The organism is Microbacterium hibisci (assembly GCF_015278255.1).
GTDB lineage: Bacteria > Actinomycetota > Actinomycetes > Actinomycetales > Microbacteriaceae > Microbacterium > Microbacterium hibisci.
This window is the reverse complement of the sequence record NZ_JADIJC010000007.1, coordinates 12267-24709: the sequence shown is the minus strand read 5'-3', so window position 1 is coordinate 24709 and position 12443 is coordinate 12267. Positions and strand designations below refer to the sequence as shown.

At 72.9% G+C, this 12443-nt stretch carries 12 protein-coding genes; 7 read left to right on the top strand and 5 right to left on the bottom strand.

Features of this window, described 5'->3' with window-relative positions; all coding sequences use genetic code 11:
• Positions 1-19 precede the first annotated feature (19 nt).
• The 3 genes from IM770_RS13490 to IM770_RS13480 all read right to left on the bottom strand — a co-directional run bounded on the left by IM770_RS13490 (position 20) and on the right by IM770_RS13480 (position 4104).
• On the bottom strand, positions 20-1660 hold the full coding sequence (locus IM770_RS13490; protein ID WP_203581678.1) for a TIGR04028 family ABC transporter substrate-binding protein: 1641 nt from the start codon (positions 1658-1660) through the stop codon (positions 20-22).
• 165 nt (positions 1661-1825) lie between these two features.
• Positions 1826-3247 (bottom strand): NtaA/DmoA family FMN-dependent monooxygenase, encoded by a 1422-nt coding sequence (locus tag IM770_RS13485; protein ID WP_203581677.1) that lies wholly within the window; start codon positions 3245-3247, stop codon positions 1826-1828.
• Complete coding sequence (locus IM770_RS13480) at positions 3244-4104, bottom strand: sulfurtransferase (RefSeq protein WP_203581676.1); 861 nt, start codon at positions 4102-4104, stop codon at positions 3244-3246. Before IM770_RS13480 ends, IM770_RS13485 begins: the two co-directional genes overlap by 4 nt.
• A gap of 219 nt (positions 4105-4323) precedes the next feature.
• Here IM770_RS13480 and IM770_RS13475 point away from each other — a divergent pair, with 219 nt between their 5' ends.
• On the top strand, positions 4324-4941 hold the full coding sequence (locus IM770_RS13475; RefSeq protein ID WP_203581675.1) for a hypothetical protein: 618 nt from the start codon (positions 4324-4326) through the stop codon (positions 4939-4941).
• A gap of 28 nt (positions 4942-4969) precedes the next feature.
• Here IM770_RS13475 and IM770_RS13470 read toward each other — a convergent pair whose 3' ends face one another.
• Positions 4970-7111, bottom strand: a complete 2142-nt coding sequence (locus IM770_RS13470) for a RecQ family ATP-dependent DNA helicase (RefSeq protein WP_203581674.1) — start codon at positions 7109-7111, stop codon at positions 4970-4972.
• 155 nt (positions 7112-7266) lie between these two features.
• Here IM770_RS13470 and IM770_RS13465 point away from each other — a divergent pair, with 155 nt between their 5' ends.
• The 4 genes from IM770_RS13465 (at position 7267) to IM770_RS13450 (ending at position 9616) form a co-directional block, all read left to right on the top strand.
• Positions 7267-7944 (top strand): hypothetical protein, encoded by a 678-nt coding sequence (locus IM770_RS13465; protein WP_203581673.1) that lies wholly within the window; start codon positions 7267-7269, stop codon positions 7942-7944.
• Positions 7945-8029: 85 nt separating this feature from the next.
• Positions 8030-8392 (top strand): DUF6412 domain-containing protein, encoded by a 363-nt coding sequence (locus IM770_RS13460; RefSeq protein WP_203581672.1) that lies wholly within the window; start codon positions 8030-8032, stop codon positions 8390-8392.
• Positions 8393-8479: 87 nt separating this feature from the next.
• Complete coding sequence (locus tag IM770_RS13455; protein WP_203581671.1) at positions 8480-9232, top strand: YidC/Oxa1 family membrane protein insertase; 753 nt, start codon at positions 8480-8482, stop codon at positions 9230-9232.
• 60 nt (positions 9233-9292) lie between these two features.
• Positions 9293-9616, top strand: coding sequence for a hypothetical protein (locus IM770_RS13450; protein ID WP_203581670.1), 324 nt, complete (start codon positions 9293-9295; stop codon positions 9614-9616).
• 69 nt (positions 9617-9685) lie between these two features.
• Here the strand turns inward: IM770_RS13450 and IM770_RS13445 are convergent, their stop codons facing one another.
• Positions 9686-10309, bottom strand: a complete 624-nt coding sequence (locus IM770_RS13445; protein ID WP_203581669.1) for a TetR/AcrR family transcriptional regulator — start codon at positions 10307-10309, stop codon at positions 9686-9688.
• Between the two features lie 125 nt (positions 10310-10434).
• Between IM770_RS13445 and IM770_RS13440 the strand changes: the two genes are divergently transcribed.
• Entirely contained in the window at positions 10435-11256 is an 822-nt protein-coding gene (locus IM770_RS13440) for a sugar phosphate isomerase/epimerase family protein (RefSeq protein WP_203581668.1), read from the top strand.
• On the top strand, positions 11256-12383 hold the full coding sequence (locus IM770_RS13435) for a Gfo/Idh/MocA family protein (RefSeq protein ID WP_203581667.1): 1128 nt from the start codon (positions 11256-11258) through the stop codon (positions 12381-12383). Before IM770_RS13440 ends, IM770_RS13435 begins: the two co-directional genes overlap by 1 nt.
• Positions 12384-12443: the final 60 nt, after the last annotated feature.

Below are 12443 nucleotides of genomic sequence, written 5' to 3'. Positions count from 1 at the left end.
GGGTGTCGGCTTCCGGGTCCTACTGCTCGTCGAGCCACACGTCGTAGAACAGCGGGCGCGCGACCGACTCGAACTCGACGCCGTGGACGTACGGCGCGGCGCCGTAGACCTGCGGCTCCTCGAACAGCGGGATCACGTACGCCTGCTCGGCGAGGTAGTCCTGCACGGCCTCGGAGGCCGCGATCCGTGCGTCGGGGTCGGGCGTGGAGGCCACGGCCTCGAGCAGGCGGTCGAGCTCGGCGTCGTCCGACAGCAGCGTGTTGCGGTTCTTCGTGTAGTACTGGCTCTTGATGACGTCGAGGTCCGCGCGACCGACCATCGAGTGGTAGAGCGGCGTCTTGAGCGGGTCCTTGATGTCTTCGGCGTAGGTGCCGGCATCCGCCGACTTCACGCTGAGCTCGACGCCGATCTTCTTCAGCTGCTGCGAGACGAGCTCGAGGGTCTGCTTCGAGAGCGGCTGCGGCTTGGCTTCGTACACGGCGAGCGACAGCCGCTGGCCGTCCTTCTCACGGATGCCGTCGGCACCGGGCTCCCAGCCGGCCTCGTCGAGCAGCTCCTCGGCCTTCTCAGGGTCGAAGGCGTACGCGTCGGACTCGTCCTTGTAGCCGAGGGCGGACGAGCTCAGCGCGGAGGTCGCACGCGGGTAGTTGGCGGTGAAGATCGTGTCGACGACCTCCTGGCTGTCGACGCCGGCCACGAGGGCCTGTCGCACCTTGATGTCGCTCAGCAGCGGATTGGTGAACCGCAGGCTCAGCGCGTTGTTCACGCCGCGGGTCTGCGGCGCGTACAGCTCGAAGCCCGACGACTCCACGCGGGACTCGTCGAAGGCCTGCACGTAGCGGATGTAGTCCGCCTGGCCCGACAGGAGCGAGCCGATGCGGACGCTGTCCTCGGGGGTGACGATGAGGTGGATCGTGTCGAGGTAGGCACGGCCCTGATGTTCGAAGCTCGGCGGCGCCCAGTCGTAGTCGTCGCGGGCCTCGAGCGTGAGCTCGGTGCCGAGCTTCTCGTCGGTGATGACGAACGGCCCCGAGCCGACGATGTCGGTCGCGTTGCCGGCGCCGAGCTCCTCCAGCGTGCGGTCGAGGGTCTCCGGCGACAGCAGCCCGGAGTTGATGGTCGACGTCGCCTGCAGGAAGCCGGGAGCCGGCGCCGAGAAGCGGAACGTCACCGTGTCGGCGTCTACGACCTCGCTCGAGGAGTAGTTGTTGATCGCCTCCGACACGGTCAGCCCCAGCGCGGCGTTGCCGAGACCGTACGTGTCGAAGTTCTTCGCCACAGCCGCCGCGTCGAGCGCCGTGCCGTCGGAGAAGGTGACGCCCTCGCGCAGGTCGAAGGTGTACTCGGTGGCGTCGGCGTTCACGGTCCACTCGGTCGCGACCCAGGGCTCGATCTCGAGCGACTCGGGGTTCTGCCACGTCAGGCGCGCCGTGATGTTGTTGACCAGACCGCCGTTGGGGTAGAAGCCGGCCTGCGGCGGATAGAGGTTCGTGTACGTCTGGTGCTCGAGATAGGTCAGCTCGCCGCCGGTGACCGGGTCGCCGGCCTCCGCGGTCGATCCGCCGGACGCGGGCTGCTGCGAGGCGCATGCCGTGAGCGATGCCGCGGCCACGAGAGCGGCGAGGGCACCGGCGACGATTCGCGATGCAGGACGGGGCATGGGTTCTCCTGAGGGCTTCGGGTGTGGTGATGAGGTGCTCGCCCACGCTAGGGAGACGCCCCCGTTCTCCGCCCGCCGGCCCGTTACGTCCGTTCACCGGGCGCAAGCGGGGGTCACCGGCGTTCACACGGGGTAACACGGACCCCGGGTCACCGGGTCGGGTGCTCACCTCGCGGCGGCGGCCTGCTCGGCGTGGAGCGGGTCGGCGGCGTGGAGAAGGCGCGGCGCGCCCAGTCCCAGCCGCTCGCGCAGCGTCTCGCCCGAGCGGCCCACGAGCCCCCGACGACGAAGCTCGGGCACAGCGAGAGACGCGAAGGCCTCGAACTGCGCGGGCTGGAACGCCGACAGCACGTTGAAGCCGTCGGCCGCCCCGGCGTCGCGCCAGAGCTCGAAGTGGTCCGCGATCGCCCGGGGGCCGCCGACCACGAAGTTGGCCGGCACGGCGTGCGCGGCGATGAGGTGGCGCCAGGTGACCCGATGCCCGCCCTGGAGGTCGCGCCCCGTCCGGGAGCGCACCGTCTCGAGCGTGTGAGCCGCCGCCTCCGGGAAGCGCGCGGCCGCCGCGGTCGTCACGGGATCGTCGACGGATGCCTCGCGCAGCGGGTCGTCAGGATCGATCCCCGCGACGTCCAGGAACGACGCGATCGACCGGTTCGGCGGGAACGCGGTGCGCTCCGCGAGACCTGCGGCACCGTCGTCGATGGGCACGAGCAGCAGGAGCCGGTCGACGATGGCGCGGGCCGCGGCATCCGTCTCCGCCACCACCGGCACGACCGGCACGATGACCTTCAGATCGTCGGGGCGGCGACCGGATGCCTCGGCCAGCGCCCGCAGCTGGGCCCGGGTGGCCGCGGCCACCGCCGGATCGCCGGCGGCGATGAGCGCGAGGTCTGCCTCGGTCGCGGCGAGCGCGCGCGACCGCGGCGAGGTGCCGGCGTGCACGATCGGCGGATGCGACTGCGGCGGGCGGGCGACGTTCAACGGCCCCTCGACGCGCACGTGCGCGCCGGCGAAAGCGGCCGGCCGCAGCCCGTCGGCGTCGATGAGGACGCCCGTGCCGGTGTCGGCGACCCACGCGTCGGCATCCCACGACTCCCACATCAGGCGCAGCGCCCGCACGAACTCCTCCGCGCGGTCGTACCGCGCCTCGTTGTCGGCGTGCGCGTCGCGACCGTGGTTGGCCGCCGCGCGCGGCTCGGCGCCCGTGACGAGGTTGACGCCCGCTCGTCCGCCCGTGAGCAGGTCGAGGGATGCCGTCGCCCGGGCGGTCGCGTAGGGATCGGCGTACGTCGAGTTCACGGTGGCGATGAGTCCGATGCGCTCGGTGACGCCGGCGAGGTACAGCACGGCGCTCAGTGGATCGATGCGCGCCAGGAGGTACGGGTCGCGGAACTCGAGGTCGGGTCCGGTCGCGAGCCAGTCCCCGAAGAACAGGTAGTCGAGGTCGGCGTCCTCGGCGACGCGGGCGACACGGCGCAGCACCGCGGCGTCCGTCCGCGGGTCGGCATGCGCGCCCGGGTATCGCCAGCCGGACGGGTAGGCGCCGAGCGTGCGCACCATGGCGCCGACGATGAGCGGTGCGGTCATACCGGCACGACGTCCAGCGAGGGCGCCGGGCCGACGGCGGCGAGCCGGCCGCGCGAGCGCGACCACTGGCTCCACGACCCCGGGTACACCACGACATCGATGCCCGCGATCGCGCCGGCGAGGGCGGTGTGCGTCGCGGCGATGCCCGAGCCGCAGTAGGCGGCGACCGCGACCCCGTCGCGCACGCCTGCGGCGTGGAACTCCGCGCGGATCTCATCGGCGGTCCGGAACCGCCCCGCCGTCAGGTGCACGGTCGTCGGGAGATTGACCGCCCCCGGGATGTGGCCCGCGACGGGGTCGAGCGGCTCGCTGTCGCCGCGATAGCGCTCGGGCGCCCGCACGTCGAGCAGGAGGCCGTGGTCGGGCCACTCCTCGACGCCATCGATGTCGGCGACGCCGTCGGTGATCGCGTCGAGCACGATGTCTCCCGGCGGTCGCGGCAGCACGTCGCCCGTCTCGAGCGGCAGGCGCTCCGCGAGCCAGCCGCGCAGACCTCCGTCGAGGACGCGCACGTCGGCCACGCCCGACTGCGTGAGCACCCACCAGGCGCGGGCCGCGGCGACGGACTGCACGTCGTCGTACGTGACCACCGTGTCGCCGGGGCGAAGGCCCCAGCGCCGTGCGGCGGCCTGCAGCTGCTCGCGCGGCGGGAGCGGATGCCGGCCCTCGCGCGGGTCGCCGCGCCGGGCGAGCTCGTGGTCGAGGTCGACGTACACGGCGCCCGGCAGGTGTCCGTCGAGATAGTCCGGGCGGCCCTCGGGCCGGTCGAGCCGCCACCGCACGTCGAGGATCCGGGGCGGGGTGCCGCTGCGGATCAGGTCGGCGAGCTCGGTCGGCGAGATGAGTGGGGAAGGCATGTCGTCATGCTCGTCGCCGCGCGCGTTCGCGGAAACGCTGTGACGACACACGTCGCGACACGGCGACACGAAACGTCATATGCGGTCATGGACGTCGCCCATGCCCGCTCCTCGCCGCGCCCGCCTCGGTGTGTCCTCCGGGGAATCCCCGTCGCATCCCCCACGCGGTCGTACGATGCGGCCAGCCGATGAGTGGAGGAACGGATGCCGGAGCCCCGTGTGACACGCGCACCCCGCGCGCGGCGGGGGCGTCGCCCGAGGCGCGGCCTCGCCGGCATCGCGGTGCTCGCGGGACTCGTCGTGCTCGGCGGATGCGGCATCATCCCTCTCCCCACTCCGACGAACCTGCCGACCGGACTGCCCACGGGACTGCCCACGCGGACCGTCTCGCCCGAGCCGACGGCCTCGCCCGAGCCGACCCGGACCCCGATCCTCCCGACCCGCTCCCCCGCGCCGACGGCGGAGCCGACGCCCGAGCCGACCTCCGCGCCGACGTTCGGTCCCCAGCCCACCCAGGATCCGACGAGGCCGGCGCCCCTGCCGACCGAGCTGCCGCAGCCCGAGCCCGAGCCGACCGTGGATCCCGCGCCCACGCCGGAGCCGACTGCCGTCCCGGTCCCGACTGCCACCCCGACACCGACCGCGACACCGACACCGACACAGAGCCCGACGGAGACGGCGAGCCCCACGCCGTCTCCGACCGCGGATGCGGGCGACACCGCCGCGTCGCCGCTGACCTGGGTGCCGTGGGTCGTCCTGCTGGGACTGCTGGTGATCGGCGCGGTGGTCTACCTCATCGTGCGCCGGCCGCGACCGAAGCCCCCGACCGGGAGCTGAGCCTCGCGGCGCCCCGTCGCCGAGCGCGTCAACCGCGGAGGGCGAGGGCGAAGGGCAGCACCTCTGTGGCCCCGGCGCGACGGAGTTCGCGGGCCGCGACCGTGAGCGTCCAGCCGCTGTCGACGCGGTCGTCGACGAGGAGGATCGGACCCGACGGCACGTCGAGCCCCGCCGCGGAGAAGCGCTCCCAGAGCCCGGCCACGCGGAACGCGCTGTTGCCTCCCGGCTGGCCGGTGGGCCCGCCGTCCACGAGGTCGATCGCGCCGAGGAACGGCAGCCGGCCGATCCCGGCGATGCCCCGCGCGAGCGCGTCCACCAGCTGCGGCTTCGTGCGCGACGGCATCGCGACGACCGCGACCGGACGGTTCTCCCAGCCCCAGTCGGCGAGCACGCGCACGCACGCCCCGACCACGTTGTCGGGCACCGGACCGTCCGCCGCGCCGGCGGCGAAGAGGTCGCGCAGCGCACCGCCCCAGCCGAGGTCGGTGAGGCGCGCGAGCGCGCGCCCCTCGCCCGCCTGCTCGTCCGCCGCGATGCGGCCCTTCACCGGGACGCCGAGCCGGTCCGCCCCGGTCGGCCACTGCCGCCGCGGCTCGATCGGCACGCCGACGCGATCGAGGGAGGCGGACGCGGCATCCGTCGCCCCCGCCGCGATCTCGACGGGGAACCACGCTCCGGCGCAGTTGTCGCAGCGTCCGCAGGGCGCCGCGGTGTCGTCGTCGAGCGAGCGCTGCAGGAACTCCATGCGGCACCCCGGCGACTCCTCGTAGTCGATCATGTGCTGCTGCTCGGCGACGCGCTCGGCCGCGATGCGGCGGTAGCGGTCCTCGTCGTACGACCAGGGCTCGCCCGTCGCGATCCATCCGCCGCGCACGCGTCCGACGGCGCCGTCGACGTCGAGCACCTTGAGCAGCAGCTCGAGCGGAGTGCGGCGGATGTCGACCACGGCCTCCAGCGCCGGCGTCGACATCGGACCGCCCGCCTCGGCGAGCGCCACCAGCACCCGCTCTGCGCGTTCGCGGTCGGGCATCGACGCGGTGGCGAAGTAGTGCCAGATCTCGCGGTCCTCCGTGCCCGGCAGCAGCAGCACGTCGGCCGAGTCGGTGGCGCGACCGGCGCGACCGACCTGCTGGTAGTACGACACGGGTGACGACGGCGCGCCCAGGTGCACGACGAATCCGAGGTCGGGCTTGTCGAAGCCCATGCCGAGCGCGCTGGTGGCGACGAGCGCCTTGACGCGGTTGTCTTTGAGAAGCGCCTCGGACTCCTCGCGCTCGTCGGCGTCGGTCTGGCCGGTGTAGGCGCGCACGTCGTAGCCGCGCTCCCTCAGCAGCCGGGCCGTGTCGTTCGCGGCGGCCACGGTGAGCGTGTAGATGATGCCGGAGCCGGGCAGGTCGCCGAGGTGGCTGATCAGCCACGCGAGCCGGCTCGGTGAGTCCGGCAGGCGCAGCACGCCCAGCCGCAGCGACGCCCGCGCGAGCGGGCCGCGAATCGTGAGGACTCCGGGTGCGGCGCCGTCCTGGTCGTCACCGGCGCCGCCCTCGGCGCTGCCGGCGTCGAGCTGCTCGGCGACATCCGCGACGACGCGGCTGTTGGCGGTCGCGGTGGTGGCGAGCACCGGGATGCCGACCGGCATCCTCGCGATCAGGTCGCGCAGACGCCGGTAGTCGGGGCGGAAGTCGTGCCCCCAGTCGCTGATGCAGTGGGCCTCGTCGACGACCAGCAGTCCGATGCGGGCCACGAGCTGCGGAAGCTGATCGTCGCGGAACGAGGGGTTGTTGAGGCGCTCGGGCGAGACCAGGAGCACGTCGACCTCGTCGCGGTCGAGCTGCGCGAGCACGTCGCCCCACTCGTGCGCGTTGGTGGAGTCGATCTTCACCGCTCTGACACCCGCCCGCGCCGCCGCGGCGATCTGGTCGCGCATGAGCGCCAGGAGCGGCGACACGAGCACGGTCGGGCCGGCGCCGCGACGGCGCAGCAGCAGGGTGGCGACGAAGTAGACCGCCGACTTGCCCCAGCCCGTCCGCTGTACGACGAGCGCCCGGCGACGGTCGTCGACGAGCGCCTCGATCGCCTCGAACTGCCCCTCGTGGAAGTCGGCGTCGTCGCGGCCGACGAGAGATCGCAGGACGCCGAGGGCCTCGGCACGGGTGTCGGTCGTCGCTGTCACGCCCTCCACCCTGCCTCATGCCCCTGACAGGGGGCCCGTGGGGATGCCGCCCCGGGGGACGGCCCTCCGCAGCCGCAGCCCACCGCACCTGGGGAGGAGCCGCGGTTGTTATGTTCGATGGACAGAGTGCGGTGATGTCGAGGAGGTGCGTCCGCATGCCCGAGAGCCCGGCGAAGCGGCGAGCGAGACGCCGGCTGCTGTCGTGGATCCCGATCTCGATCGTCGCTCTCCTCTGCGTCGGCTTCGTGGTGGCCGCGATCCAGATGCAGAACTCCTGGTGGACCGACGACGACCGCCCTGCCAGCGAGGATCAGCAGGCATCCGACGGCACCTCCATGCTCACGGGTGCGGGGCTGGACTACCTCACCCGCGAGGGCGTCCTCCGCGTGCGGGTGGGGTCCGACTCGCTCCCCGCCGAAGAGCTGGGGCTGGACGCGAACACGTCGCAGAGCTTCGAGCCGATCACTCCGATCCAGGCGGTCGTGGTCGCGGACGACGGGGCATTCCACGTCGACCTGGTCCGGTCTTTCACCGTCACCACATCGAACGGCCGCGTGGAATCGGTCCAGCTGGTGCGCGAGGCCAACGGCGACTGGCTCGCGGTGTTCGCGCACCTGCAGCGCGTGGCCGAGCACTGGGGCTGGTCAGAGGCGGACCTCGCGCTGCTGCAGGACGACCTGACCGCCGCGGCGCACGAGGGCGACGGGCAGCAGTACTCGGGCCGGCTGGCGCCCGTGCCGCACAACGGCGCGCTCGCGTCCGCGGAGGTCGCCGTGGACGTGCCGGCGGCCGAGGTCACCCTGACCTTCACCGTCAGCGAAGACGACAGCTGACGCGGCGGCAGCTGACGCGGCGGCGTTGCGACGCGCCCCCGGATGGGTCGCCGCTCCCCGCCCCGTCGCGGCTCGGGGTGCTACCGTGGCGGCGACGGAGGAGGTGCGCATGATCGAGAACATCGTGACGCTGGTGCGCCTCGTCGCCGAGATCGCCGTCTCGGCTCTCCGCCCGGTCGTGGAGCTGATCCAGGCCGTGGCCGCCGGGCTCGCCCCTGTGGTCCTTCCGGCGGAGGCCGGGGCGCTCGTCGTCGCAGCCGCCGTGCTCGCGTCGCTGGCGGTGCTGGCGGTGGCGCTCGCGATGTTCGCCTCCCCCGCGCAGCAGGTCGGCACGGCGCCTCACCCGCACCGGGCGATCTCCGACGCGACGCGTCTCACCGCGTCGCACCCCGACGCACCGGGACACTCCCGTCCACGCGCACCGGGTCTCGCGGCCCCGGCCGCGTAGCCCGTCGTCCGTCCTCCGCACGAGGTCGTCCGCCGGTGCCTTCGTGGCCGCACGCCACGAATAGACACCGGACGAACGGACGAACCCATGGACCTCTACGCCTTCCCGCCCATCGCCGCGATCCTCGACGCGGCCTACACCCTCGTCATGTGGCTCGCGGCGCTGCTCGAGCCTGTCGCCGGATCGGCCGCGGCCGCGGCATCCGTCGTCCTCCTCACGCTGCTGGTGCGCGCGGCGCTCGTGCCGACCGGCATCGCGCAGGCGAAAGCGGAGCAGATGCGCAGCCGCCTCGCGCCCAGGCTGAGGGCTCTGCAGCAGCGCCACAAGCGCGACCCCGAGCGCCTGCAGCGCGAGACGATGAAGCTCTACGCCGACGAGAAGGCATCCCCGTTCGCGGGCTGTCTGCCGATGCTCGCCCAGGCGCCGGTCGTCGCGGTCGTCTACGCGCTGTTCCTCCACACCGCCATCGCCGGCCACGCGAACGCGCTCCTCTCCGAGGAACTGTTCGGCGTGGGGCTGGGCACGAGTCTCGTGGCCGCGATCTCGTCGGGGGCCGCATCCGCCGCGACCCTCGGGGTGTTCGCCGGGGTGATCTCGGTGATCGTCGTGGTCGCCGAGATCACCCGGCGCGCGTTCCGGCCGCCCGTCGACGATTCGGCGGATGCTTCGCCACTGGCCGGTGCGGGCATGGCGAGGCTCGCGGGGGTGCTGCAGTTCACGACGGCCGTCTTCGCGCTGTTCGTGCCGCTCGCCGCCGCACTGTACCTCGCGACGACCGTCGCGTGGACGCTGGTGCAGCGGGTGCTGCTGCGCCGGCGCTACCCTCTCGCGGCGGGCTGATCCGCACGGGGTGTAGCACGCGTCTCGCGCGGCGCCGACCCCGGGCGCTACCCTCGCCGCATGACCTCGCGCGCCGGTGACCCGCTCGCCGGGCCGCCCGATGCGCGTCGGAGGCCGGGGGTCGGGCTGGGACTGCTCGCCGGGGCCGGTCTGCTGGTCTTCGACCTGGTGGTGCTGTTCGTGCTCCTCACCCTCGCTTCCGGGATCACGGTCGGCAGCGGCGGCGTGCTCGTGCTGATGCTGCCGTTCCTCGTCGTACTCGCGGGCTCCGTGCTGCTGATGCTCTCGTGGTACTGGCGGTGGTTCGCGCTGGGCCTTGCGATCGTCACGGCCGCGTCGGCCATCGCGATCGGGCCCTTCCTCGGCCTGCTCCTGCGGGGCTGACCCGCCTCACGCGGTGCAGCGCCGCGGCGGGGCGCCGCCGGCCCACCGCGTCACGCGGGCCGGTTCGCGTCACGCCGGCCGGGTCGCGGCATCCGGAACCGAGAGCAGCTGGTCGAGGAGCGCCAGCGCGGCGTGCTGCGGCGCATCGGGGTCGAGCAGCCACTGGGTCTGCAGACCGTCGGATGCCGCGATCACGAGCGCCGCGACCGCTACGGGGTCGACGTCGGCCCTGATGCGGCCCGCCGCCTGGTTGTAGCGCACACGGTCGGCGATCTCGCCGCGCACACGGGCGAAGCGTTCGGTGGCGAATGCACGCGCGGCCGGGTGCCCTTCCTCGAGCGCCGAGGCGACGAGCGACGAGTACAGCTGCACGAGCCCCTGCACCTCGTGGTTGGCATCGCTCCACCGGCGCAGCAGCTCGGTCGGCGTGACGTCGAGGGGCACCGGCTCCCAGTCGTCGCCGCGATGCTCCGACTGCCGGTACACCGCCACCAGCAGCTCCTCGAGCGACCCGAAGTAGTGCTTCAGCGCGGCGTGGGTGACGCCGACCTCCTCGGCGATCGCGCGGAGGCTCGTGCGGTCCGAACCCCGTCGCGCGAACACCTCGATGGCTCGATCCAGGATCTCCTGCCGACGCGCGACGCCCTTCGCATACGACCCGCGCAGGGCGGACGAGGGCTCTTCGTCGGTCATGCGACCATGCTAGCGAATGAAAACCTCCACGTGGAGGTTTTCATGGTAGCGTGATGCCGGCCGGGCCGCCCGCCCGCCGACGAACCGCAGACCCCGTCGAAGCAGACAACGAAGGAGTGCGACCGATGCCGGTCCAGACATCCATCCAGCTGTTCACCGTGAGGGACGCGCTCGAGGCCGACCTCGAGGGCACCCTCGCCGAGCTCGCCTCGCGCGGCTTCACCGCCGCCGAGCCCTACGACTTCGTGCGCCGTGCCGAGCCCCTCGCCGCCGCCCTGAAGGCCCACGGCATCGCCGCGCCGACGGGTCACGCGTTCCTCGCGTCGACCTCGTTCGTCAACCCCGACGGCACGACGACCAGCCGTCCGGTCCCCGCCGCCGAGGAGGTCTTCGACGCCGCTGACGCTCTCGGCATGACGACGGTGATCGAGCCCTACACCGACCCCGCCCTGTGGAAGAGCGAAGAGCACATCGCCGACATCGCCCGGCAGCTCAACGCCGCGGCGGAGATCGGCGCCGCCCGCGGCATCCGCGTCGGCTACCACAACCACGCGCACGAGCTCGAGTCGACCTTCGACGGCAAGACCGGTCTCGAGCTGTTCGCCGAGCTGCTCGACCCCCGCGTCGTGCTCGAGGTCGACCTGTACTGGGTCGCCCGCGCCGGCGTCGACTCCCCCGCGCTGCTGAAGACCCTCGGCGACCGCGTCATCGCGGTGCACGTCAAGGACGGCACGCTCGACCCCGAGGCCGTCGCCGCCTACCCGCCGGCAGACCAGGTGCCCGCCGGTCAGGGTGTCGTTCCGCTCGCGCAGGCGATCGCCGCCGCGCCGGCTCTCGAGGTCGCCATCGTGGAGTTCGACCACTTCGGCGGCGACCTCTTCGACGCCGTCGAGCAGAGCCGCGTCTACCTCGACGAGACGCTCGCCGCCGCGAAGGACGCCCGCTGATGGCGGCCTCCAGCGCAGCCGTCGGCGTCGGCATCATCGGCGCGGGAAACATCAGCGACCAGTACCTCACGCATCTGACGAGCTTCCCCGATGTGCGCGTCATCGCGATCGGAGACCTGCTCGAGGACCGCGCCAAGGCGCAGGCCGAGAAGTACGGCGTGCCCCGCGCGGGCGGCGTCGACCTCGTGCTGAACGACCCCGACATCGACATCGTCGTGAACCTCACGATCCCGGCGGTGCACGTCGAGGTATCGGAGGCGATCATCGGCGCCGGCAAGCACGTGTGGACCGAGAAGCCGATCGGCATCGACCGCGAGGAGTCGCAGCGACTGCTGAAGACGGCGGATGCCGCGGGCCTGCGCGTCGGCGTCGCGCCCGACACCGTGCTCGGCCCGGGTGTGCAGACCGCCAAGCGCGCGATCGCGCGCGGCGACATCGGTCGCCCGCTGTTCGCGACGACGACGTTCCAGTGGCAGGGTCCCGAGCTCTGGCACCCGAACCCGGCGTTCCTCTACGCCAAGGGCGCCGGCCCGCTGCTCGACATGGGCCCCTACTACGTGTCGACGCTGCTGCACGTGTTCGGCCCGGTGGCATCGGTCGCCGCGCTCGGCCTGCAGGGCGTCCCGACCCGCACGGTGAAGTCGGGCGAGCTCGCCGGCCAGGAGTTCCCGGTCGAGATCCCCTCGACGCTCTCGGTGCTCATGGACTTCGAGCGGGGCGGTCAGGCGCAGAGCCTGTACAGCACCGACTCGCCGCTGCGGCGCCACGGCATCGTCGAGATCAACGGCACCGAGGGCACGATCGTCATCCCCGACCCGAACACGTTCGGCGGCGACATCACGATCACCCGCCCCATGACCGACGCGTCGGTCAGCGAGCAGGAGGTCATCCAGGTGCCGCAGGAGGGCGTGCTCGCCGGCCGCGGCCTGGGTCTGCTCGACATGGCCCGCTCGATCCGCGCCGGCCGCCCGCACGTGGCCACGGGCGAGTTCGGCTACCACGTGCTCGACACGCTGCTGTCGATCGAAGAGGCGGCGGCGTCCCACGCCTACGTCACCGTCGAGAGCACGCTCGGCGAGGTCGGCTCGCTCCCCGCGGACTTCGACCCGCTGGCCGCGACGCTCTAGAGCTCGCCCGGCTCGACCGAACGGCCGGAATCGCCGAAGGGTGGATCCCGCACAGCTGCT

Excerpts from the sequence above, each read along its gene's own strand:
- IM770_RS13480 (WP_203581676.1), bottom strand. The coding sequence starts at position 4,104 with ATGCCTTCCCCACTCATCTCGCCGACCGAGCTCGCCGACCTGATCCGC.
- IM770_RS13445 (WP_203581669.1), bottom strand. The coding sequence starts at position 10,309 with ATGACCGACGAAGAGCCCTCGTCCGCCCTGCGCGGGTCGTATGCGAAG.
- IM770_RS13440 (WP_203581668.1), top strand. The coding sequence starts at position 10,435 with ATGCCGGTCCAGACATCCATCCAGCTGTTCACCGTGAGGGACGCGCTC.
- IM770_RS13465 (WP_203581673.1), top strand. The coding sequence starts at position 7,267 with ATGCCCGAGAGCCCGGCGAAGCGGCGAGCGAGACGCCGGCTGCTGTCG.
- IM770_RS13450 (WP_203581670.1), top strand. The coding sequence starts at position 9,293 with ATGACCTCGCGCGCCGGTGACCCGCTCGCCGGGCCGCCCGATGCGCGT.
- IM770_RS13490 (WP_203581678.1), bottom strand. The coding sequence starts at position 1,660 with ATGCCCCGTCCTGCATCGCGAATCGTCGCCGGTGCCCTCGCCGCTCTC.
- IM770_RS13485 (WP_203581677.1), bottom strand. The coding sequence starts at position 3,247 with ATGACCGCACCGCTCATCGTCGGCGCCATGGTGCGCACGCTCGGCGCC.
- IM770_RS13435 (WP_203581667.1), top strand. The coding sequence starts at position 11,256 with ATGGCGGCCTCCAGCGCAGCCGTCGGCGTCGGCATCATCGGCGCGGGA.
- IM770_RS13455 (WP_203581671.1), top strand. The coding sequence starts at position 8,480 with ATGGACCTCTACGCCTTCCCGCCCATCGCCGCGATCCTCGACGCGGCC.